Raw genomic sequence first — 20,949 nt, forward strand, 5'->3', positions numbered from 1 at the left:
ACTCGGATCGCGCCTCTTGGCACGGGTTTCCGTGGCGACGAACAGGCGAAACGGGTGACCCCTCATGGGCGTACTTTTCTACGGCAGTGCCGAGCACGCGATCGAGATCGACGACGTCGCTCTCGCACACCTCAAGGTCGTGATCGCGACCAAGCTCCGACGGAACGAGAGCTTCACGCTGTCGTGGATGCACGACAGCGGCCAGCCCCTCGGCCGGTCCACGATCTGGCTGCATCCGTCCATCGAGCTGCGGTTCGCGTTCGAAGAACCGACTCCCCCGCCGCTCGATCCGGCGAGGATCCAGGCATACGCGAACTCCGCGAACACGTCCGGCGGCATCCTCGTCCCGGAAGAACACATTCTCGGATCGAGCCGCGGTGTCGTACTCACGGCCTGAGCTCGCCGGCAACCCGCAGGAGTGATCAGCCCGCTCCGTCTCGGTGCGGGCCCCGAGCTCCCTGGAGCGCAGAAAAGCCCCGGTAGATGGCGAGATCTAATCGGGGCTTATCCGTGCACCCCCTCGGACTTGAACCGAGAACCCACTGATTAAGAGTCAGTTGCTCTGCCGATTGAGCTAGAGGTGCGTATCTGGCCGGTTCCCCGGCCGAGGAATCACATTACCAGCGGATCCGACGGAAGCGAAATCGGGGCCGGGTCCGCGTGCATCCCTGGCGTGTCGTCCGCCCGGAGTGCGCTCTGGGCCGCGTTCGCCCAGGGTTCCTCCGCTCGCCGCCGGTATCCTGAAGACGTGTCTGAGACCCGCGCCGAAGCCGATTTCCAGAGCGACCTCGACCTCGCTCTCCGCCTTGCCGATGCCGCCGACGCGCAGTCGCTGCCGCGCTTCGACGCCGCAGATCTGAACGTGTCGCTCAAGGCCGATCGCTCCCACGTCACGGATGCGGATCTGGCGACGGAGCGCGTGATCCGGGAGATCCTGCAGGCCGAGCGCCCGGAGGACGGGATCCTCGGTGAGGAGTACGGCACCTCGGGCGACACGCACCGGCAGTGGATCGTCGACCCGATCGACGGCACCGCGAACTTCCTTCGCGGCGTGCCCCTGTGGGGAACGATGATCAGCCTCGCCGTCGACGGTGTGGCCCGGGTCGGTGTCGTCAGCATGCCGGCGCTCGGCCGACGCTGGTGGGCCGCCCCCGGCCTGGGCGCCTGGGCTTCGACCGATGCGGAGCCGCGCCGGATCCGGGTGTCGGAGGTCGCGGACCTGGATGACGCGAGTGTGAGCTTCCAGAGCATCTCCCAGTGGGACGAGGCCGGGCATCTCGACACGCTCATCGCCCTGAGCCGGCGCGTGTGGCGCGACCGCGCCTACGGCGACGTTTTCTCGTACATGATGCTCGCCGAGGGCCGCATCGACATGGTCGCGGAGTTCGGCGTCAAGGAGTACGACATCGCGGCGGCTTTCGCGATCGTCGCCGAGGCGGGCGGCACGGCCACGGCGTTCGACGGCGCGCCCACGCTCTCCGGGCGCTCGGCGCTCGCCACGAACGGCGTCTTGCACCCGGCGTTCCTGGAGCAGCTGCGCACGTCGGTGGCGCAGCCCGACCCGGCGGGACTGCAGAGCCCGGCCGCTCCCTGATGCGCCTCCTCGCACGCGTGGTGCTGCCGCTGGGGCTCGCTGTCGGCGTGCTCACGGCAGCCACCGCGTGCGGCGGCGGTGCCTCCCCCGGCGTCACGGCCAAGCCCACGTCGGACGCGACGAGCACCGTCCCCGATCCGGCGGCGCAGCCGTCGACGGATGCGCCGGCGACCCCTCCCGCCGCGCTGAGCTGCGAGACCCTGATCCCGTCGGACACCGTCGCCGCCCTGCACAAGCAGGGGTGGGCCGCGATGAAGCGCGACTTCGCCTTCGGGCCGGATGCGCTGCCCGGCGGCATCGAGTGCCTGTGGTCGGATCCGGCCACCGCCTCCGACCGCGGTCTGCTGTACGGGTGGGCGCCGATCTCCTCCGCCGAGGCGAAAGCCCGCCAGGAGCAGCTCATCGCATCGGGCTGGACCCGTGAGGACAGCGACCGGGGTGTGTACATCACGGCCGATCCGCGCGCCTCGCTCAGCAAGGACGAAGACGGTTACGGCATGACCTATCTCTTCGGCCCGGGCTGGGTGACCGTCTCCGATACGAAGCAGGGCCTGGTCCTGATCGAACCCCGGGGATGATCGCGAGTTGCCCGCCACCCCGCGGCCTTCTACTGTCGAGAGCGTGATGGCAGATGCGCTCCAGTCCGCGTGGTCCGACGTCGCGAGCCAGGATCCGGTGCGCATCGCCCAGGCCCTCGACGCCTTCCGCGGACTGCTCCCCCAAGCGCTGATGACCGAAGGGGAAGGCGGCGATGCGCACCGCAGCGCGCTGCGCGGACTGGCCTACGGCCTGGACGAACTCGGCCGCGAGGACGACGCCCGAGAGCTGTACCGCACGCTCGCAGAGGTCTGCGAGACCGCTCTCGCGGATCAGGCGATTCTGGACGAGCACCGCCAGCAGCTCTTCGACGACCGCCTCTACGCCCGCGCCGCCGAGCAGATGGTCGGGCAGACGTCGGCCTCCGCCGCCGTCGTGGCGGCCCTGGACGCCCTCATCGCCGAGGGCGAGCACGAGCTCGGCGGTGCGCACGGCCGCGTGCTGTGGCTGCTGGACCGGCGCGCCCAGCTGCTCACCCGGATGAACCCGGCGGAGGGTCTGCATGCCTACGACCTGCTCATCGCCCGCGCCGCGGCCGCGGCCGAGCAGAGCGAGAACCACTTGACGGCGCTCGCAGCGAAGGCCACGGAACTCTCCCGGCTGGACGAGGACGAGCAGTCCGCCCTGCTCTGGGGCCAGGTGCTGGACGGGCGCCGTGCGTTGCTGGGAATGGACGCGCCTGCCACGCTCGACGCCTGGTGGTGGCGCGCGAGGACCCGCTACTGGTCGGGCGACGCGTCCGGAGCCGATGCCGACCTCTCGCTGCTGATCCCGGCGCTGCAGCGGCAACGCGGTGAGGACGACGCGCTCACCCTGGACGCGATGAAGTTCCGCACCACCACACTGCGAGTGCTCGCCCACGACGGAGCGATCGCCGAGGATCCGCTGCCACTGGTGCGCCGGATCGCCGTGCTGGAGACCGCGCGCTTCGGCCCGGGCGCCGACCAGGTGCTCACCTCCCGGATGATGGCGGTCGAGGTGCAACTCGATCGCGCGGACAGCCCAGGAGGGTGGCCCGGGCTGATCGCGGAGGCCCGTGAGATCGTCGACGACACCGCGGATCGCCCGCCCCGCGCCTCACTCGCGCTGCGCTCGCGCGACCTCCTGGCCCGCGTGCTGCGCGAGGCCCGCGAGCAGGAGCCGTCGCCTGCGCTCATCGAGACCGCGCTCACCACAGCCGTCGCCCGATGCGCGCATCTCGACCGTGCTGTCGAGGGGCTGCCGCGCGCCGGCGTCGCGGCGGAAGCCGATCCGGGGTCAGACACGGATCGGACGGCCGACGCGGATCCGGATCCGTCCCTCGCCACGCCGCAGCAGCTCGCGAATGACATCGCACACGCATGGACCGATCTGTCCCGATGGCACGAACCGCACTCCCCCGAAGCCCTGGACGCGCTTCGGGCAGGCGCCGACCGACTCCGCGGGTTCGGCGCTGCCGGGCGCCGGAGCGAGATCGACGTGCGGGACGACCTCGGCTCAGCCCTCCGCGATGCCGGCCGTGGATCCGACGCTCTCGCCGAGTTCGAGCGGTCGCTGGAACTGCAGCTGAGTCTCGCCGCGGAGGCCTCGACCGCCGGGGACCGGCACACCGCCGCGACCAGGCTGGCGCAGTCCCGGTACGCGCTCGGCGCCACGCTGCGCGGTATCGGACGCAATGCGGAGGGCGAGGCGCTGCTCGCCGACGCCATCGAGATCGCGCAGCACGATGGCGCCGCCCCGCGGATCATCTCCGAGCTCCGGGACACCCGCGCGCTCGCCCTGCAGGATCTGGGGCGCAGCGACGAGGCCGCCGCCGAGATGCGTGCGCTCTACGAGGCGTCGGGAGACGTCGGCCACGCGATCGACCTCGCCGCGGTGTATCTGCGCAGCGACCGTGCCGCCGAGGCGGAGGCGCTGCTGCGGCCCGTCCTGGCCGAGTTGGAGGCGGAGGGATCCGCCGAGACCGCCCAGGCCTCCCGCGTCATCGGCAATCTCGCCCTCGCCGCGTGCCAGCTCGGCCGCGATGCCGAAGCCGCGGCGACCTACGACCGGCTGTACGGGCTGCAGTCGCGCATCCTCGGCACGGAGCACCGCGACACTCTCATCACTCTGCACAACCGTGCGCAGGAGGAACGGCACCTCGGCCGCTTCGGCGAGGCGGTCCGTCGCTTCGAATCGGTCCTCGCACGGCGCACGGCCGCTCTCGGCGCCCGCGATCCGCACACTCTCAGCACGCTCTCCGCGCTCGCCGGCACGGTCGCCGATGCCGGTGACCTGCCCCGCGCCAGGGAGCTGACCGAGCGCGTCGTCGCAGAGACGCGAGAGGTCCTCGGCGAGACGGATCCGCAGACGCTGCACCGCATCCGCGATCTGGACGGGATCCTCGCCCGTCTCGGCGACGCCCAGCAGGATCGCGACATGCTGGCCGACCAGGTCAGGGCCGGGTTCGCATCGGGAGAGGGCGCGTCCGACGACGGATCCTCCTCGCCCGGGCTCGCGGCGCTGCGCTTTGCCGACCACCTTGCCCGGCAGAGTCGCTACGGCGATGCCCTCGTCGAATACAGCCGCGCCCGCGACGCGCTGAGCGCGAACGCCGGCATCGACTGGCTGCGGGCCGAACGCGGCGCCGCCGAGTGCTCGAAGCGGCTCGGCGCATACCGTGAGGCCGCCGACGCCTACGCGCGCATCGTGCCGCAGCTCGAGCGGCTGCTGCCCGGCGACCGGTGGGCCCTGGCAGACGCACTGAACGACCGCAGCCTCGCTCTGTCGCATCTGGGACGTGTCGACGAGATGGCCGACGTGCAGCGGCGGGCGATCCAGGTCGCCGACGGCGCCGGCTCCGACCCCGGGCGGGCCGTGCAGCTGCGCATCTGGCTCGGTCGACGCCTGGCCGAGGCCCAGCGCTTCCCGGAAGCGCTCGCGGCGTACGACGATGCCGCCGAGACCGGCGCCCGAACGGTCGGCGCGGAGCACGCGATCACGCTCGACGCCATCGACGATCGTGCCGAGACGCTGATCTCGCTCGGACGGCATCGCGAGGCGCTGCGGATCTACCGCACCAACATCCCCGCCATGGAGCGCGTGCTCGGCGCCGACTCCGCGGCTGTGCGACGCGCTCGCGGCAAGCAGAAGGCGTCCGCCCAGCAGACCTCGAAGACCCGCTCGGCGATCATCGGCGGCGTGATCGTGGCCACGATCCTCGTCTACGTCATCGTGTCGCGGATGACCTGAGTGACAGGCTACTGAGCGCCGGCGCCCTCTACGATCGGCTGCATGACCGTTGTGATCGTCGAGTACGCCGCCCTCCCTCCGCGCCCGTGGAAGAACGGCCGCGGTGTCACCCGGATCCTGTTCGACGACGCCGACGCCACGGACGCATGGACCTGGCGGATCAGCATCGCCGAGATCACCGGCACGCAGCCGTACAGCGCCTACCCCGGAGTGCACCGAGGGCAGGTCGCACTCGGTCCCGGTGCCGTCGACCTGGTGATCAACGGCCGGAACACGGTGCTGGCGGTCGATGAGGTCATCGAGTTCGACGGCGAGGACGAGGTCACCGCGACACCGCGCGAGGCCGGATTCCTCGACCTGAACGTCATGACCCTCCGGGACACCTGGGATTCGACCGTGCAGGTCACCGACGCCCCGACGTTGAGTGCCGGGCCCGGAGGTCCGACGGCGCTGATCGCCCTCGACGACAGCAGCACGCTCGATGACCGACCGCTCGCGCGCCTCGACGCCGCCCTGCTCGGGCCAGGCACGACCTGCGCGCTGCGCGGCCGTTTCGTGGCGGCGCGACTGCGCCGGAACTGAGGCGCGCGCGAAGAAGCCCCTGCGGTCCGTGGCGAAGACACGGGTCCCAGGGGCTTCTCGCAGTGACAGCGGCTTGGTTCTGACGAGCGGAGCTCGTGGTGGAGCTGGGGGGAATCGAACCCCCGTCCAACGCTGAGTCTCCACGCCTTCTCCGGGCGCAGTCTGTGCAGACGTTCTGCTCGGCTCCGACCTTTGTCACAGACACCTAAGTCGACAAGCCCAGCCTGGGAAGAGTCCCACGTGACGTCCAGACGCCGTCACGCAGCAAGATTCCTAGATGACGCCAGGATCCGTATCGGAATCACATACGGCCTGACGGACTATCGGGCTCGCTTACGCAGCGAGGGCGAAGTCAGTGCGCTTTGCATTGGCACTTATTGTTTTGCAGGGAGCGTTCACGAGATAACCCTGCATCCTCGGCCCGCTTCTCGTGGATTCACAGGCGCTGTCGAAACCGATCAGCCCCGTGGTCCTTCCTGCGAAGGAGCCGCTGTCACTCTGTGGAATTACCAGCGGGAGCCGTAGCACCCGAGCATCACAGACTACAACGGATCCGGAAGCCGCGCCATTCCGGGCCGACCGCGACGATGCCCCGGCGTCGCCCCCGGGGCATCTTTGCCGATCAGTGACGACGATGTCGCGTGATCACTTGCCGCCGCCGTTGCACGCCACCCCCGGTGACGGCACGAACTCCTTCAGGCCGGCTTTCACGAGCGACCCGTAGGACTGCACGCCGTGATACCTGTCGACGCCGCCAGGGCTCTGATTGCCCCGCACCGCGATGGCGTCGTCGTCGAAGCCCGGAGGGTTGTTCTCCACCGAGTCCATCCTGTCGAGCCCTGAGTAGGCGCATTCGGACGCGGCGTGGGACGGTCCGGATGTCGGATCTCCGTTCCCGTTGGTCTCGCCTGCATATGCCGCGCTGGATCCCGCTGCAACGAGCCCCAGCGCGATCGCACAGGCGATCGCCAGTCGTTTCATCTGGTCTTCCTCCTTCACGCAGTTCTCTTCGCCGTGGCGCGGAACTGCGCCGCGGTGGCCGAAGTCTACGCGCGCACCGAGGTGGCGTGAAGGGCAGGCGGGCATCACACCCGCCACGGGGGGGGGAGCGTCGTGGTGGTCTCTCCAAGACGGCGAGATGGGGCCGTGCCGTAGAGTCGCGGCATGAGCGAGGTCGTCATCACCGTCCGCGGCGAGCATGAGGTGCGGATCGCGCCCGAGCGCGCCATCGTCACCCTGTCCGTCGCACTGGACGGGCCCGACCGCGAGGCGGTCGTCTCACGGACTCTGGCACTGGCCGACCCGGTCCGTGCGAGCATCGTCGCGCGCGAGGGATCCGGCGCCGTCGAGTCGTGGTCGAGCCGCCGGCTCGCCGTGCGCTCGGAGCGCCCCTGGAGCAATGACGGCACGCGGCTCGCGCTCGTGCACCACGCCTCGGTCGACTTCGCGGCCACCTTCACCGACTTCGCCGAGCTCTCCACGTGGGTGGCCGAGGTGTCCGCCTGGGACGGCGTCTCCGTGTCCGGAACCTCCTGGATCCTCACTTCTGAGACGCGAGCACGCGTCGAGCAGGAGGTCGCCGCCGAGGCAGTGCGAACGGCGGTCACACGGGCCGGCGCCTATGCGACCGCGCTGGGCCTGACGAGGGTCGAGCCGATCGAGATCGCGGATGCCGGCCTGATCACCAACCACACCGCCGCGGACATGGCCCCGAAGGCGATGCGCGCATTCGCCGCTCCCCCCTCGGGCGCCGGGCTCGAGCTGCAGGGCGATGACCTCACCGTCTCCGCGACCGTCGAGGCGCGGTTCGTCGCGGCCTGAGCGGCGACGGACCGCGCCTCGCGGGCGGTCTCGGACTCAGGCCCGCCTGCGACGTGCGACGATCACGGTGATCGCCCCGGCCAGCAGCAGCACGAGCGCCGCGCCGAGCGCGGGGAACGGATCCGCTCCGGTCGCCGGCAGCGCCCCCGCCCCTGTGCCGCCCGGGACCGTCGTCGGCGCGGGCGTCGGCGTGATGCTCGGGGACGGCGTGGGGGTCGGTGTGACCGCCACCGGCGTCAGGACGAAGTCCTGGCCCTCGATGAGCTCCCCGGCATCCGTGAGCGTGACGGAGCGGCTGACCGGCGTGGCGCCGGTGTATCCGTCGGGCACGGTGACTGCGATCGTGTATTCCCCCGGCGGAAGGTCACCGAGGGCGTAACCGCCGTCGCCGTCCGTCGTGACCGTGACGGCGCCGTCGGGCCCGGTCACCGTGACGGTGGCGTTCGCGATCGCACCGCCGTCCTGCGCGGTGACCGCACCCGCGACGGATCCGAGACGGGCGAGTGCGAAGTCGACGTCGGTGACGTCCAGCGCCCCGACCGCCTCTGCGCGGGACGCGGCGCCGGAGACGGCATAGCCCTGGGGCGCCTGAACGGCGACCGTGTAGTCGCCGGAGGGAAGCCGTGGGAAGGAGTAGGTGCCGTCGGCGGCGGTCAGGGTCTGCGCCGTGCCGCCCGGACCGTCCGCCGTGACGACCACTCCGCCGACTCCGTGACCTGCCGCGGTCACGGTGCCCGACAGCGTCGGCAGCTCCTGCAGGACGAAGTCCTTCCCGGTGATCGGCGTCTCGTCGTTGCCCGGCACGGTGAACGGGCTCGGCGAGGAGATCACCGAATAGCCGTCGGGTGCGGTGATGGTGACCGCGTGGATCCCCACGGGGACGTCGTCGAGCAGATAGGTGCCGTCGGCGGCTGTGACGACCGTGCGTCCGCCGTCGAGCGTCACCGTCGCACCGGCGACCGGATTGCCGTGCTGGTCGCGCGCGGTTCCCGACACCGGAACCGGAACGATGTCACGCACCGAGAAGTCGGCCGTCCCGTCAGCGTTCGAGACGTCGACCGTACGGGAGGGGTCGTCGGAGATCTTGCCCGTCGGCGGCGTGATCTGCACGCGATAGCCGTCGGTGGCCAGCACATCGGGGAACGAATAGGTGCCATCGGTCGAGGTCGTGGCCTCACCCAGGACGGACCCGTCGGATCCGATCAGACGCACGACGGTGCCGTCCGAGGGCCCACCGGCGCTCGTGTCTGTCACGGTGCCCGAGATCGTGCGCGTGATGGCCGCGAACCACGTCTGGTAGACCGGGAACCCGGCGCGGCGGGTGAACGCGAACGTCAGGGAGGCGATCGGCGCGTTCGGTTCGAACCAGGCGGACGCCCCGCTCGTGTCCGTGGCGGTCGGGTTGCCGGTGAGCGTCGTCGTGGCGGGGTCCCAGCTCGGCACGTCCGCGGCATCGCCCGTGCAGGACGGCTTGCCGGCGAGGCCGGGGGCGCAGTAGTTGAACCCGCCGCGGAAACCGAGCTGTGCGGCGGTGAGCGTCTGCCCGTCAGGACCGAGAGCCGTGATCCGCACCTTGTCGGCGTCGATGTCGCCCAGCACGAACGTCCAGTTGACTGTCGGCGTCGGTCGAGTGAAGGTGTAGGTGGTCTCGGAGGGAGACGTGGCGTTGTCGGCGCGCGGGCGCAGGTTCAGATACTGCTGGTCGCGGCTGCTGCCGTACTTCGCCCCGACGTCGGTCGATGCGGCCAGCCAGACGCTGGCACCGGAGATCACACCGACGGATCCGCCGCGCGAATCGCTGGTGTAGTCGGCCTGCAGCTGCAGCGAGGCGATCTGCACGTGCCCCGAGTACGCGCCGCTGGACCCCTGCATATCACCCCAGTCGGCCCAGGGCGTGCCGGTCGCGGCGGAGGCGGGCACGCCGAAGGCGAGGGCGGTGAGCGCTGTCAGAGCGGCGGCGGCGAACGCGACGGTACGTCTCATACCGATATGTTGGCAGAGATCCGCGCCCGCCGCCGCCCAAGGCGCCCTCCGACGAGAAGACCTCGATCGCCCGGAAGCGCTCGCGGCCGCCGCCCTCAGACCGCGAACGGCGCGAGTTCCGCCGCGAGCCTCTCGTTGACGTGCGCATGGATGCGGGTCCCCGCCTCCTCGTGCGCGACGTCGATCAGCAGTCCGCTCTCATGCACGGCCGCGACGAGATCGCCACGGTCGTACGGTACGACGGCGTGGACCTCCACGGCCGGCTTCGGCAGCACTTCGTCGATCGCGGCACGCAGCTCGGCGATGCCCTCACCGCTGCGCGATGACACGAAATGGGCCCCGGGAACGAGCCCGCGCAGCACCATCCGCTCATCGTCGCTCAGCAGATCGGCCTTGTTGAACACGATGATCTCGGGGATGCTGCGCGCTCCCACGTCGCCCATCACGTCGCGCACCGTCTTGATCTGCCCGGCCGGATCCGGGTGGGATCCATCGACGACGTGAACGATGACGTCCGCGTCGGCGACCTCTTCGAGGGTCGAGCGGAACGCCTCCACGAGCTGGTGCGGCAGGTTGCGCACGAAGCCGACGGTGTCGGTGAGCGTGTAGACGCGGCCGTCCGTCGTCTCCGAGCGGCGCACGGTGGCGTCCAGCGTCGCGAACAGGGCGTTCTCGACGAGCACGCCCGCACTGGTGAGCGCGTTGAGCAGGCTGGACTTGCCGGCGTTCGTGTACCCCGCGATCGCCACGGAGGGGATCGTGTGGCGCTTGCGCTCGGCGCGCTTGGCCTCGCGGGCAGGCTTGAAATCGCGGATCTGCTTGCGCAGCATCGCCATGCGGGTGCGGATGCGGCGGCGGTCGAGTTCGATCTTCGTCTCACCAGGCCCGCGCGAGCCCATGCCCGCGCCGCCGGCGCCGACCTGGCCACCGGCCTGACGGCTCATCGACTCGCCCCAGCCGCGCAGCCGGGGCAGGAGGTACTCGAGCTGCGCGAGTTCGACCTGCGCGCGCCCTTCGCGGCTCTTGGCGTGCTGGCTGAAGATATCGAGGATCACCGTGGTGCGGTCGATGACCTTCACCTTGACGACGTCCTCGAGGGCACGCCGCTGGGAGGACGCGAGCTCCGTGTCGGCGATCACCGTGTCCGCGCCCACCGCGGCCACGATGTCCTTGAGCTCCTGGGCCTTGCCGCGACCCAGGTAGGTGGCGGGATCCGGGTGCGGCCGACGCTGCAGCAGGCCGTCCAGCACGACGGCACCGGCAGTCTCGGCGAGCGCGGCGAGCTCGCGCAGGGAGTTCTCGGCGTCCTCCTGCGCTCCCTGCGGATACACGCCGACCAGCACCACGTTCTCCAGTCGGAGCTGGCGGTACTCGACCTCGGTGACGTCCTCGAGCTCGGTGCTCAGGCCTGCCACGCGCCGCAGCGCGTGCCGGTCCTCCACCTCCCACTGCTCGCCGTCGGCGGAGGTGTAGCCGGCGGTGGCCGTGTCCTGCAGCGCCTGTGCGGATCCGAAGACGTGCGATTCCGCCCGTCGCTCCGCTGCTGCCAGGACGCGCTCGACCGCGTCGCCGTGCTCGTCTTGTGTCGTGGACTGCGTCATCCGCACCTTTCTCGTGCCCGCCGATTCAGACGGGCGCCTTAACTTTAGCTGTGAGTGTCCGCTACGCTCGCTCCATGGGCTCGGACCACTACTTCACTGCGGCCCCCGCCAGCCCCGAGAACCTCCGCAGGATCAGGGTGACCCTCGCGGGCAAGGAGATCGAACTCACCACCGCGGCCGGAGTCTTCAGCCCCGATCACGTGGACGTCGGTACCTCCGTGCTCCTCGCGAACACTCCGCCTCCGCCTCCCGGCGGGCATCTGCTCGATCTCGGGTGCGGCTGGGGTCCGATCTCGTTGTCGCTCGCTCTCGCCGCGCCGCACGCGACCGTGTGGGCCGTGGACGTGAACGAGCGGGCGCTCGACCTGGTCCGTCGCAACGCGGCGGAACTCGGCCTCGACAATGTCAACGCCGTCACACCCGACGATGTTCCCGCCGACGTGAGCTTCCGCACCATCCGCTCCAACCCGCCCATCCGGGTCGGCAAGAGCGAGTTGCACGATCTGCTGGAGCGGTGGATTCCGCGTCTGGATGAGCGCGCCGACGGCTGGTTCGTGGTGAGCCGCAACCTCGGAGCGGATTCGCTGCAGCGCTGGCTGGCGACCACGTTCGCCGACGGCTACAGCGTCTACCGCGCGACGACCGGCCGCGGCTTCCGCGTGCTGAAGGTGCGCCGGCACGGCACGCCGCGCACCGAAGCCATCGAGCTGCCCTAGCCCAGGCACCGGCCGCTGCGCCTGTCGAAGCGTCCGGCCCATGGATCCGGGCCCTTCGACGGGCTCAGGGACCGGATACGCGGTCCCTGACGGCGAACTAGCTCGATCAGACGAGTTCGATCTCGCCGGAGAAGGCGAGCTGGGCGGGTCCGGACAGGAACGCGTGCTCGTCCCCCGCTCGCGGTGCCATCGTCACCCGGAGCGTTCCGCCCGGGACTTCCACGAGCCACTCGTCGGGAGCGCCCGCGCCGGCCCAGTGCCGCACCGCGAGAGCGGTCGCCACCACGCCGGTGCCGCAGCTGAGGGTCTCCCCCACGCCGCGTTCGAACACGCGCATGCGCACCCGGCCGATGCCGTCCTGCACCAGCGGTTCCGCCGGCACGACGAACTCGACGTTCGCGCCGTGCTCGGGCATCGGAGCGAGCTCCGGACCGTGCGTGAGCTCGAGGCCGTCCAGCTCCGCGTCGGAGGCGATCGCCACGACCACGTGCGGGTTGCCGACGTCGATGCCGAGGCCCGGACGCGGAACGCTCAAGCCCGTCGCACGCGCCAGCGGATCATGGCCGGAGAGCCGCCACCCGCCGATGTCGACCCGGTAGCCCTCCGCGCTGCGCGTGACCTCGCGTACACCGGCGCGCGTGCCGATGGAAAGCGCTCCGCCCTCGACGAGCTCCGCGAGGCCGGTGCGGAGAAGGTAGTGCGCGAACACCCTGACTCCGTTGCCGCACATCTCGGCGACGGACCCATCGGCGTTGCGGTAGTCCATGAACCACTCCGCGGCCGGGTCCTCCGCGAGCGCCGCCGTCCCCTCGGGAAGGGCCGCGGAGCGCACCACGCGCAGCAGGCCGTCCGCGCCGATGCCGAAGTGGCGGTCGCACAGGGCGGCGACCTGGTCGGCCCCGAACTCCAGCGCACCGTCGGGGTCGGCGATGATGACGAAATCGTTGCCCGTGCCGTGCCCCTTGGTGAATGCGACCATGCCTCGATTCTAGGGGCGGCGCTTCTGCGGCCGCTGCGCGGACGGCACCCTCCCCGCGGCGGTTCCGCCGCTCTGCCGGGAGCAGATCCGCTCCCGGCAGATCTGCTGGCGCCGCCCTCGCACGTCGCCGCACGCTGAGGTCATGACCGATGACATGCCCCGCAACCTCTTCGACGCCGACACGCGGCGGATGCTGTTCGCGCGCCGGGTGCTCGTACTCGACGGCGCGCTCGACGACGACAACGGCGTGCTGCTGATGACCCAATTGCTCGCCCTGGCCGCCGAGGATCCGGACGCCGACATCACGCTCTGGATCCACTCCCCCGGCGGCTCCGTGCCCGCGATGCTCGCGATCCGCGACCTCATGCGCACCGTGCCGTGCGACGTCGCCACGATCGCCTTCGGGCTCGCCTGCAGCGCCGGTCAGTTCCTGCTCTCGGCCGGGACGAAGGGCAAGCGCCGTGCGCTGCCGCACAGCCGGATCCTGCTGCATCAGGGATCTGCGGGCATCGGCGGAACCGCCGTCGATGTCGCGCTGCAGGCGGCGGATCTGCGGCACACGCGCGACACCGTGCTCGGTCTCGTCGCCGACGACACCGGGCAGAGCATCGAGCGCGTCTTCGAGGACTCGCTGCACGACCGCTGGTACAGCGCCGAGGAGGCGCTCGCCTACGGATTCATCGACGAGATCACCACGGACTTCGCCGCAGTACTTCCTCGTCCCACTCGCCGGAGCATCGGCCTGACCGCAGAAGGAGCCTGACATGGCCTCGTTCCTAGTCCCCAACGTCATCGCGACCTCGTCCCGCGGCGATCGCGTCCTGGACGTCTACTCGCATCTGCTCGCCGAGCGGGTGATCTATCTCGGGACACCGCTGGATGCCGACGTCGCCAACGTTCTCGTGGCACAGCTGCTGCATCTCGACGCCACGGGCAGTGACAGGGACATCCAGCTCTACATCAACTGCGAGGGCGGCGATCCCAGCGCCATGCTCGCCGTCTACGACACCATGCGCTTCATCCGCTCGGACGTGGCGACGTTCTGCATCGGGCAGGCCGTCTCGGTCGGTGCGGTCCTGCTGGCGGCCGGTGCCGCGGGCAAGCGCGCCGCGCTCCCGCACGCCAGGGTGATACTGCATCAGCCCGCCGCGCAGGGCCGCGGCACGATTCCCGACCTCATCCTGCAGGCCGACGAGGTCGTGCGCGTGCGCGACAGCCTGGAGCAGATCCTCGTCGCGCACTCGGGGCAGAGCGCCGAGCGACTGCGCACCGACACGGATCGGGACCTCGTGCTCACCGCGGAGGCCGCTCGGGAGTACGGACTCGTGGATCAGGTCGTGACGCAGGCTCCCCCGAGCGCGCTCCCCGCCGGAGCGGGAGACGCTCAGGCGGCCAGCGCGTAGGCGGCGCGCGCGGGCTGAGCGGGCTGCCGGATCGGCGCCGCCGAGCCGATCGTGATCCGCTCGGCGACGCCGAGGGTGAGATCGAGGAGGGTGAGATCGAGAGCACCGGACACCGCGGCGAGCATCTCGCTGGATGCCTCCTTGCGTCCGCGCTCCATCTCCGACAGGTACTGCGGCGAGACGCCCGCACGCTGCGCCGTCTCAGCGAGCGTCTCGCCGCGATCCGTGCGGGCGTCGCGCAGCAGCTCCCCCACAACGCTCCGCCAGAGCCGCTCGGGTTCGCCGCCCGGGCTGGTGCGTGGCCCGTGCGCGGTGGTGCGATCAGTGCGGAAGGGGTCAGTGGTCGCGGTCATGGCGCCATGCTAGGCACGGCTCCTGCGCGGATGCGACCGGATCCGCTCTGAGCAGAATCCCGCTCGATCGCCCGCCGGAAGATGGGTGAGTTCCCCGATTCCGGATGCGCCGTCGAGCGATGGAATCGAAGAGCGGAACAGCTCCGCGCCCTCAAGGAAGGAAACGCTCATGGCGCTCTTCATGGATGTTCACACGCTCGACGGCCCGGTGGCGATGGCCGACGTCGCCGCAGCGCATGCCGCGGATCTGGCCACGCAGGATCAGCATGGCGTGCACTACCTGCGGTACTGGGTCGATGAGTCCGCGGGCAAGATCTTCTGCCTCGTCGACGCCCCCGATGCGGAGGCCGCGAACACGGTGCACCGCGAGGCTCACGGTCTCGTCGCCGACGAGATCCATCTCGTCAACGAGGGTGTCTGAGCGGTTGAATGGAGACGTGCTCGTCGAACGGGATGCCCTCCTGGCCGAGCTCGTCACCGATCTCGACGACGCGCTCGCGGGAACCGGCCGTGTCATCTTCCTGGGCGGCGAGGCCGGAGTCGGCAAGACCGCATTGGTGCGGTCGCTCGCCCGGTTGGCGCGCCCGCGCTGCCGTGTGCGGATCGGCGGTGCGGACAACGTCACGACACCGGGCGCGCTCGGTGCCTTCCAGGACGCGATACCGGAGATCGCCGCATCCGTCACCGCCGGCGGGGACCGGATCCGACTGTTCCGCGAACTCAGGGATCTGATCGCGGCGGCCCCCGCCCTGCTCGTGCTCGAGGATCTGCATTGGGCGGATGAGGCGACCTTGGACGCGGTCCGGTATCTCGCTCGCCGCATCGAGACGTCTCCCGTCCTCGTGGTGGCGACCTATCGGCACGACGAGATCACCGCCCGTCACCCGCTCACCGCGCTGCTCGGCGATCTCGCCACAACCGCCGAGGTGCGCCGGCTGCTCGTACCGCCGCTGACCGTCGACGGCGTGGCACGACTCATCTCGGAGTCCGGCGACGCGGTGGATCCGACCGCCCTCCACCTGCGCACCGGAGGGAACGCGTTCTTCGTGACCGAGAGCCTGGCGATCGGAGGCGTTGCGCTTCCCGCCACGGTCAGCGACGCGATCCTCGCTCGCGTCTCCCGGCTGACTCCTGCCGCCCAGGACGTGGCCGCGGCCGCGGCGATCCTGGGGGCGGGCGCCGATGCCGAGCTGCTCGCGCGCATCAGCGGGCAAGCGCTGGACGCCGTCGACGAGTGCACAGATGCGGGCGTACTCATCGAGGTCGGCGGATCCCTGGGGTTCCGTCACGAACTCGCACGCGAGGCGGTCGAGCAGAGTCTGTCGGCCGTGCGCCGCCGGCAGCTGCACGGACGAGCGCTGCGTGCCCTGGCCGAACGGACCCCCGAGGACCACCGCACCCTCGCACACCACGCGGCGGGCTGCGGCGACGAGGCCGCCGCGATGGCGCATGCCGTCGCCGCCGCGGAGAAGGCTGCACGCGGCAGCGCGCACCGGGAGGCGGCGGAGCATTACCGCCTCGCCGTGCGGCACTGCATCAGCGCCACCGAACGGGCGGAACTGTTCGTCGCGCTTTCCTACGAGTGCTATCTGACCGACCAGCTGCCGGAGGCGCTCACCGCACGACAGCAGGCGCTCGAACTGCACGAGGTCATCGGCGACGCCCTGCGGCTCGGCGACGACGAGCGGTGGCTCTCGCGCCTCTCCTGGTTCTCCGGGCACGGGAACGATGCGCAACGCTACGGCCTGCGAGCCGTCACCACCCTGGAGCAACTGGCACCGGGTGTGGAGCTGGCCTGGGCGTACAGCAACTACGCCCAGCTGCGCATGCTCGCCGAGGAACCCGAGGAGGTCGAGCACTGGGGGCGCAAGGCGCTCGAACTCGCTCGCGCTCTGGGCAGTCCTGACATCGAGAGTCACGCGCTCAACAACCTCGGCACCGCCGAACTCCAGTCCGGCCGGGTGGAGCAGGGTCAGCGGGATCTGACCCGCAGTCTCGACATCGCCCGAGCCGCCGACCTTCCCGAGCATGTGGCGAGGGCGTACACCAATCTCGGCTCCTCAGCGGTGCTGCAGAAGCGCCTCGCCGATGCGCATGTGTTCCTGAGTGCCGGGATCGCGTTCTGCGAGGACCGTGACCTCGACTCGTGGGCCGGATACATGACGGCATGCCTCAGCCTCGCGCTCGCCGACGAAGGCCGCTTCGACGAAGCGCTGGCCTCCGCCGATCCGCTGCTGGACCACGCCGGAACGGCGCCGGTCTCCCTCATGCCCGCAGCCGGAGCGGCCGCCCGGGTCCTTGCTCGACGCGGATCCGACGCGACGCCGAGGCTGGCGCTCGCCCAGCGTCTGGCGGCGGAGGCGGGCGAGCTGCAGCGCCTCGCACCCGCGGTGTGCGCCGCCGCCGAGCACGCCTGGCTCACGGGCGACGCAGGGCCATCGGCGCGCTGACGGCATCGACGTGGGAGCTCGCTCTCGCCCACGACGAGGAATGGGCCACGGGCGAGCTCGGATGGTGGCGCATGCTCGGTGGGGCGCCCTTCGCCGCCGCCGGTCGCGTGGCGGAGCCGTTCGCGCTCATGCTGACCGGCGATCCGCGGGCGGTGCAGGCCTGGACGGACCGGGGCTGCCCCATCTGGGCCGCGTACGCGGCGATGCTCGATCCGGACGTCGCCGTCGTCGACCACGCTGTGCGCGCACTCGATCAGCTCGGCGCCGTTGCAGCGATCGAGGCGATCCTGCGCACCCGGCATGCACACGGGCTCGCGCTCCCGCGCCGTCCCCGCGCGCAGGCTCGCGGCAACCCCGCCCAGCTGACGGCGCGCGAACTCGAAGTGCTCGGTCTTCTCGGTGAGGGCCTGTCGACCCCGGAGATCGCCGAGCGCCTCATCCTGTCCCGGCGCACCGTGGAGCACCACATCGCCGCGGTGCTCCGCAAACTCGGCGAGCCCACCCGTGGGCGCGCGGTCGCCGCGGCGTCCCGGCGAGGACTGCTGCCGGTGTGACGGCCGCGAGCCGGATCCGGTCCGCGGCCCGATCAGATGTCGTGGATGAGGCGCTTACCCGTGTTGCCTACCTCGAAGCGCTCATAGCCGAGCGCGTCGTAGAAGCCGAGCACCTGCTCGTTGCCGGCCCGCACCATCAGCTGCACCTTGGGGCACCCCATGGCGAGCAGGAGCCGCTCGGCCTCGGCGACGAGCGCGCGGCCGATGCCTGCACCGCGCCGGTCCGAGACGCTGGCGAGGTAGTACAGCCAGCCGCGGTGCCCGTCGTAGCCCGCCATCACGGATCCGACGATCCGTCTGGTGTCATCCGTGCCCGTTCCAGCACCGTCCGCGACTGGTTCCTCGGCGACGAGGAAGAGTTCGGGCTGCACTGCGAGCTTGCGCTCGATGTCGGCGCGGGGGTCGTTCCACGGGCGGGTCAGCCCCGCGTCCTCCCAGAGGGCGACGACAGCATCGGTGTCGCGCCGGTCGAAGGTCCTGATCGTGAACCCAGTGGTCATGCTCGTTCCTCCACGATGGCCTGCACGCCGATCGGCGCGAGCGCGTCGACCCACTCCGCCTCGGCGTATCGCCGGAACCAGGACACCTGGCGCCGCGCGTACCGACGGGTCAGCGCCTGGGTCTCGGCGATCGCCTCGTCCTGCGTGAGCACGCCGGTCAGCTGGGCCAGCGCCTGCGCGTAGCCGATCGCACGCCGTGCCGTCGTGCCCTGCTCGAGTCCATCGCCTCGCAGGCGCTCCACCTCGTCCAGCATGCCCTGCTCCCACATCCGCTCCACACGGCGGTCCAGGCGCTCGACCAGCGACGCCCGCTCGACGCCCAGCGCCAGCACGCGCGTGCGCGGACGCCACAGCAGCGGCTGCTCGGGCAGCGCGGCGCCGTGGTTGCGCTCGCCCTGTGCGAGCACCTCGAGCGCCCGCACGATGCGGCGGCCGTTCTTCGGATCGACCCGTGCGGCGGTCGCCGGATCCTGCTGCTGCAGCCGCGCGAGCAGCGGGCCAGGACCGTCCTGGTCCAGTTCCGCCTCGAGGCGCGCACGCAGCGCGTCATCCCGCGGCGGGAAGCGGAAGTCGTACAGCACGCTGGAGACGTAGAGACCCGATCCGCCGACGAGGATCGCATCCGCGCCGCCGGAATGGATCTGTTCGATCGCGCTGCGCGCATGCGGTTGATACCAGGCCACCGCCGCGTCCTCGGTGACCTCGAGCACGTCGAAGAGGTGATGCGGGATCCCCCGCCGCTCGCTGACCGGGAGCTTTGCGGTGCCGATGTCCATACCGCGGTAGAGCTGCATCGCGTCGGCGTTGACGATCTCCGCGCGCCGTCCGCGCGCCTCCAGCGCGTGTGCGAGGTCCAGTGACAGGTCGCTCTTACCCGTGCCGGTTGCACCCACGATCGCCCACAGACGTGGAGCACTGTCGGCGGACTCTTCGCCCGGCTCAGGGACCGACACTCCGCCCGGTGCGCTCACACTCCGGCGCGGAGCGTCGGCAGCCCCAGCGACACCGCGCGCGGCGCCCCGCCGGCGGCTGCGGGCGCGGCCGGCACCGCGCACGACTCCGACTGCGCGCGGTCCCAGGCATCGCCGCCGCGCGTGCGGCGGATCCGCAGCGGCGCGCCGTCGACCGCATCCGCGAGCAGATGGAACGGTGCCGCGTGCGTGATCGTCACGGTCACGACGTCGCCCGGACGCGGGCGCTCCGAGCCCTCCGGCAGTTCGAAGTGCACCAGGCGGTTGTCCTGCGCACGGCCGGTGAGCCGGTGCGTCTCTGCATCCTTCTTGCCCTCGCCCACGGAGACCACGACCTCGACCTCGCGGCCGAGCTGCTTCTGGTTCTCCTCCAGCGAGATCCGCTCCTGCAGGGCGATCAGCCGCTCGTAGCGGGCCTGCACGACCTCCTTGGGGACCTGGTCCGCCATGGTCGCGGCGGGTGTGCCCTCGCGGATCGAGTACTGGAACGTGAACGCGCTCGCGAAGCGGGCCTGCTCGACCACGCGCATCGTGTCCTCGAAGTCCTCCTCGGTCTCGCCGGGGAAGCCGACGATGATGTCGGTCGTGATCGCCGCGTTCGGGATCTTGGCGCGGACGCGGTCGAGGATGCCGAGGAACTTCTCGCTGCGGTAGGAACGGCGCATCGCGCGCAGAATGCGGTCACTGCCGGACTGCAGCGGCATGTGCAGCTGCGGCATGACGCTCGGCGTCTCGGCCATCGCGTCGATCACGTCGTCGGTGAAGGCGGCCGGGTGCGGGCTGGTGAAGCGGATCCGCTCCAGGCCCTCGATCTCGCCGGCAGCGCGCAGCAGTTTGCCGAACGCCTCGCGGTCGCCGAACTCGACGCCGTAGGAGTTCACGTTCTGCCCGAGTAGGGTGATCTCGATCGCGCCGTCCTCGACGAGCAGGCGGATCTCGTTGAGGATGTCGCCGGGGCGGCGGTCCTTCTCCTTGCCGCGCAGGCTGGGCACGATGCAGAAGGTGCAGGTGTTGTTGCACCCCACCGAGATCGACACCCAGCCGCTGTGCGCCGAATCACGGCGGGTCGGCAGCGTGGACGGGAAGACCTCGAGCGCCTCGAGGATCTCGAGCTCGGCCTCGCCGTTGTGGCGAGCGCGCTCGAGCAGCCCCGGAAGGGACCCCATGTTGTGGGTGCCGAAGACCACGTCGACCCAGGGCGCCTTGTCGAGCACGGCCTGCTTGTCCATCTGCGCCAGACAGCCACCGACGGCGATCTGCATGCCGGCGTGCTTGTCCTTGCGGCTCTTCAGATGCCCCAGGGTGCCATAGAGCTTGCCCGCGGCGTTGTCGCGCACCGCGCAGGTGTTGATGATGACGATGTCCGCCTCGTCGTCGACGGCGGCGCGGACGTAGCCGGCACTCTCCAGCGAGCCCGACAGACGCTCGGAGTCGTGCACGTTCATCTGGCATCCGAAGGTGCGCACCTCATAGGTGCGCCGCTGCCCGGCCTCATCGAGCGCCGCGGCGGAGGGCGCGATGAGCGTGGGCTCTGAGAGGGGAATGGTCATAGTGCCTGCCATTCTACTTTCGCCTGGCGGGAACGAGCCCCGCCGTTCGGCGCGGAGATTCCCGCGTCGACACCGTACCCGGGGC

At 70.8% G+C, this 20,949-nt stretch carries 20 protein-coding genes, 1 tRNA gene and 1 other RNA gene; 12 read left to right on the top strand and 10 right to left on the bottom strand.

The window, feature by feature from the left end:
* Nucleotides 1-64 precede the first annotated feature (64 nt).
* A complete protein-coding gene (locus ACTJI8_RS03900; protein ID WP_440732083.1) occupies nt 65-397 on the top strand; it encodes a DUF7882 family protein in 333 nt (110 codons plus the stop codon).
* Between the two features lie 114 nt (nt 398-511).
* Here the strand turns inward: ACTJI8_RS03900 and ACTJI8_RS03905 are convergent.
* A tRNA-Lys gene (locus ACTJI8_RS03905) sits at nt 512-584 on the bottom strand.
* A gap of 164 nt (nt 585-748) precedes the next feature.
* On the opposite strand from ACTJI8_RS03905, the gene ACTJI8_RS03910 reads away from it, so the two are divergent.
* Genes ACTJI8_RS03910 through ACTJI8_RS03925 form a run of 4 tightly spaced genes read left to right on the top strand, consistent with a single transcriptional unit; the run spans nt 749 to nt 5,983 of the window.
* Nucleotides 749-1,594, top strand: coding sequence for an inositol monophosphatase family protein (locus ACTJI8_RS03910; protein ID WP_440732084.1), 846 nt, complete (start codon nt 749-751; stop codon nt 1,592-1,594).
* On the top strand, nt 1,594-2,172 hold the full coding sequence (locus ACTJI8_RS03915) for a hypothetical protein (RefSeq protein WP_440732085.1): 579 nt from the start codon (nt 1,594-1,596) through the stop codon (nt 2,170-2,172). Before ACTJI8_RS03910 ends, ACTJI8_RS03915 begins: the two co-directional genes overlap by 1 nt.
* Nucleotides 2,173-2,218: 46 nt before the next feature.
* Complete coding sequence (locus ACTJI8_RS03920; RefSeq protein WP_440732086.1) at nt 2,219-5,401, top strand: tetratricopeptide repeat protein; 3,183 nt, start codon at nt 2,219-2,221, stop codon at nt 5,399-5,401.
* Nucleotides 5,402-5,443: 42 nt separating this feature from the next.
* Entirely contained in the window at nt 5,444-5,983 is a 540-nt protein-coding gene (locus ACTJI8_RS03925; RefSeq protein ID WP_440732087.1) for a HutD/Ves family protein, read from the top strand.
* A gap of 96 nt (nt 5,984-6,079) precedes the next feature.
* Here the strand turns inward: ACTJI8_RS03925 and ssrA are convergent.
* Nucleotides 6,080-6,449: a transfer-messenger RNA gene (gene ssrA / locus ACTJI8_RS03930) on the bottom strand.
* Between the two features lie 179 nt (nt 6,450-6,628).
* On the bottom strand, nt 6,629-6,964 hold the full coding sequence (locus ACTJI8_RS03935; protein WP_440732088.1) for a hypothetical protein: 336 nt from the start codon (nt 6,962-6,964) through the stop codon (nt 6,629-6,631).
* Nucleotides 6,965-7,147: 183 nt separating this feature from the next.
* On the opposite strand from ACTJI8_RS03935, the gene ACTJI8_RS03940 reads away from it, so the two are divergent.
* Nucleotides 7,148-7,804 carry an SIMPL domain-containing protein gene (locus ACTJI8_RS03940; RefSeq protein WP_440732089.1) on the top strand — a complete coding sequence of 219 codons (657 nt, stop codon included), beginning with the start codon at nt 7,148-7,150 and terminating at the stop codon, nt 7,802-7,804.
* 36 nt (nt 7,805-7,840) lie between these two features.
* On the opposite strand, the gene ACTJI8_RS03945 is transcribed toward ACTJI8_RS03940, so the two are convergent.
* Together ACTJI8_RS03945 and hflX are read right to left on the bottom strand one after the other, a co-directional pair.
* Nucleotides 7,841-9,787: an MSCRAMM family protein gene (locus ACTJI8_RS03945; RefSeq protein ID WP_440732090.1), complete on the bottom strand. Its 1,947-nt coding sequence runs from the start codon at nt 9,785-9,787 to the stop codon at nt 7,841-7,843.
* 95 nt (nt 9,788-9,882) lie between these two features.
* Nucleotides 9,883-11,388, bottom strand: coding sequence for a GTPase HflX (gene hflX, locus ACTJI8_RS03950; protein ID WP_440732091.1), 1,506 nt, complete (start codon nt 11,386-11,388; stop codon nt 9,883-9,885).
* A gap of 74 nt (nt 11,389-11,462) precedes the next feature.
* Here hflX and ACTJI8_RS03955 point away from each other — a divergent pair, with 74 nt between their 5' ends.
* Nucleotides 11,463-12,104, top strand: a complete 642-nt coding sequence (locus tag ACTJI8_RS03955) for a class I SAM-dependent methyltransferase (protein ID WP_440732092.1) — start codon at nt 11,463-11,465, stop codon at nt 12,102-12,104.
* A gap of 106 nt (nt 12,105-12,210) precedes the next feature.
* On the opposite strand, the gene dapF is transcribed toward ACTJI8_RS03955, so the two are convergent.
* On the bottom strand, nt 12,211-13,083 hold the full coding sequence (gene dapF, locus ACTJI8_RS03960) for a diaminopimelate epimerase (RefSeq protein WP_440732093.1): 873 nt from the start codon (nt 13,081-13,083) through the stop codon (nt 12,211-12,213).
* Between the two features lie 142 nt (nt 13,084-13,225).
* Here dapF and ACTJI8_RS03965 point away from each other — a divergent pair, with 142 nt between their 5' ends.
* Together ACTJI8_RS03965 and ACTJI8_RS03970 are read left to right on the top strand one after the other, a co-directional pair.
* A complete protein-coding gene (locus tag ACTJI8_RS03965) occupies nt 13,226-13,846 on the top strand; it encodes a ClpP family protease (RefSeq protein WP_440732094.1) in 621 nt (206 codons plus the stop codon).
* A gap of 1 nt (nt 13,847) precedes the next feature.
* A complete protein-coding gene (locus tag ACTJI8_RS03970) occupies nt 13,848-14,486 on the top strand; it encodes a ClpP family protease (RefSeq protein WP_440732095.1) in 639 nt (212 codons plus the stop codon).
* Here the strand turns inward: ACTJI8_RS03970 and ACTJI8_RS03975 are convergent.
* Entirely contained in the window at nt 14,468-14,839 is a 372-nt protein-coding gene (locus ACTJI8_RS03975; RefSeq protein ID WP_440732096.1) for a helix-turn-helix domain-containing protein, read from the bottom strand. The two genes, ACTJI8_RS03970 and ACTJI8_RS03975, sit on opposite strands and share 19 nt — an antisense overlap.
* 169 nt (nt 14,840-15,008) lie before the next feature.
* Here ACTJI8_RS03975 and ACTJI8_RS03980 point away from each other — a divergent pair, with 169 nt between their 5' ends.
* The 3 genes from ACTJI8_RS03980 to ACTJI8_RS03990 are packed head-to-tail and all read left to right on the top strand — an operon-like array spanning nt 15,009 to nt 17,843.
* On the top strand, nt 15,009-15,260 hold the full coding sequence (locus ACTJI8_RS03980) for a DUF4242 domain-containing protein (protein ID WP_440732097.1): 252 nt from the start codon (nt 15,009-15,011) through the stop codon (nt 15,258-15,260).
* Between the two features lie 16 nt (nt 15,261-15,276).
* Nucleotides 15,277-17,289, top strand: a complete 2,013-nt coding sequence (locus ACTJI8_RS03985) for an ATP-binding protein (protein ID WP_440732098.1) — start codon at nt 15,277-15,279, stop codon at nt 17,287-17,289.
* Entirely contained in the window at nt 17,232-17,843 is a 612-nt protein-coding gene (locus ACTJI8_RS03990) for a LuxR C-terminal-related transcriptional regulator (RefSeq protein WP_440732099.1), read from the top strand. The genes ACTJI8_RS03985 and ACTJI8_RS03990 overlap by 58 nt, the downstream gene beginning before the upstream one ends.
* Before the next feature lie 32 nt (nt 17,844-17,875).
* Here the strand turns inward: ACTJI8_RS03990 and ACTJI8_RS03995 are convergent, their stop codons facing one another.
* The 3 genes from ACTJI8_RS03995 to miaB are packed head-to-tail and all read right to left on the bottom strand — an operon-like array spanning nt 17,876 to nt 20,864.
* Complete coding sequence (locus tag ACTJI8_RS03995) at nt 17,876-18,343, bottom strand: GNAT family acetyltransferase (protein WP_440732100.1); 468 nt, start codon at nt 18,341-18,343, stop codon at nt 17,876-17,878.
* Nucleotides 18,340-19,314, bottom strand: a complete 975-nt coding sequence (gene miaA, locus ACTJI8_RS04000) for a tRNA (adenosine(37)-N6)-dimethylallyltransferase MiaA (protein WP_440732101.1) — start codon at nt 19,312-19,314, stop codon at nt 18,340-18,342. Before miaA ends, ACTJI8_RS03995 begins: the two co-directional genes overlap by 4 nt.
* Nucleotides 19,311-20,864, bottom strand: a complete 1,554-nt coding sequence (miaB, locus tag ACTJI8_RS04005; RefSeq protein ID WP_440732102.1) for a tRNA (N6-isopentenyl adenosine(37)-C2)-methylthiotransferase MiaB — start codon at nt 20,862-20,864, stop codon at nt 19,311-19,313. Before miaB ends, miaA begins: the two co-directional genes overlap by 4 nt.
* Nucleotides 20,865-20,949: the final 85 nt, after the last annotated feature.

The sequence above is a fragment of the Microbacterium sp. 22303 genome, assembly GCF_052045265.1.
Classification (GTDB): Bacteria; Actinomycetota; Actinomycetes; order Actinomycetales; family Microbacteriaceae; genus Microbacterium.

Excerpts from the sequence above, each read along its gene's own strand:
- ACTJI8_RS03900 (WP_440732083.1), top strand. The coding sequence starts at position 65 with ATGGGCGTACTTTTCTACGGCAGTGCCGAGCACGCGATCGAGATCGAC.
- ACTJI8_RS03915 (WP_440732085.1), top strand. The coding sequence starts at position 1,594 with ATGCGCCTCCTCGCACGCGTGGTGCTGCCGCTGGGGCTCGCTGTCGGC.
- ACTJI8_RS03920 (WP_440732086.1), top strand. The coding sequence starts at position 2,219 with ATGGCAGATGCGCTCCAGTCCGCGTGGTCCGACGTCGCGAGCCAGGAT.
- ACTJI8_RS03925 (WP_440732087.1), top strand. The coding sequence starts at position 5,444 with ATGACCGTTGTGATCGTCGAGTACGCCGCCCTCCCTCCGCGCCCGTGG.
- ACTJI8_RS03935 (WP_440732088.1), bottom strand. The coding sequence starts at position 6,964 with ATGAAACGACTGGCGATCGCCTGTGCGATCGCGCTGGGGCTCGTTGCA.
- ACTJI8_RS03940 (WP_440732089.1), top strand. The coding sequence starts at position 7,148 with ATGAGCGAGGTCGTCATCACCGTCCGCGGCGAGCATGAGGTGCGGATC.
- ACTJI8_RS03945 (WP_440732090.1), bottom strand. The coding sequence starts at position 9,787 with ATGAGACGTACCGTCGCGTTCGCCGCCGCCGCTCTGACAGCGCTCACC.
- hflX (WP_440732091.1), bottom strand. The coding sequence starts at position 11,388 with ATGACGCAGTCCACGACACAAGACGAGCACGGCGACGCGGTCGAGCGC.
- ACTJI8_RS03955 (WP_440732092.1), top strand. The coding sequence starts at position 11,463 with ATGGGCTCGGACCACTACTTCACTGCGGCCCCCGCCAGCCCCGAGAAC.
- dapF (WP_440732093.1), bottom strand. The coding sequence starts at position 13,083 with ATGGTCGCATTCACCAAGGGGCACGGCACGGGCAACGATTTCGTCATC.
- ACTJI8_RS03965 (WP_440732094.1), top strand. The coding sequence starts at position 13,226 with ATGACCGATGACATGCCCCGCAACCTCTTCGACGCCGACACGCGGCGG.
- ACTJI8_RS03970 (WP_440732095.1), top strand. The coding sequence starts at position 13,848 with ATGGCCTCGTTCCTAGTCCCCAACGTCATCGCGACCTCGTCCCGCGGC.
- ACTJI8_RS03975 (WP_440732096.1), bottom strand. The coding sequence starts at position 14,839 with ATGACCGCGACCACTGACCCCTTCCGCACTGATCGCACCACCGCGCAC.
- ACTJI8_RS03980 (WP_440732097.1), top strand. The coding sequence starts at position 15,009 with ATGGCGCTCTTCATGGATGTTCACACGCTCGACGGCCCGGTGGCGATG.
- ACTJI8_RS03995 (WP_440732100.1), bottom strand. The coding sequence starts at position 18,343 with ATGACCACTGGGTTCACGATCAGGACCTTCGACCGGCGCGACACCGAT.
- miaB (WP_440732102.1), bottom strand. The coding sequence starts at position 20,864 with ATGACCATTCCCCTCTCAGAGCCCACGCTCATCGCGCCCTCCGCCGCG.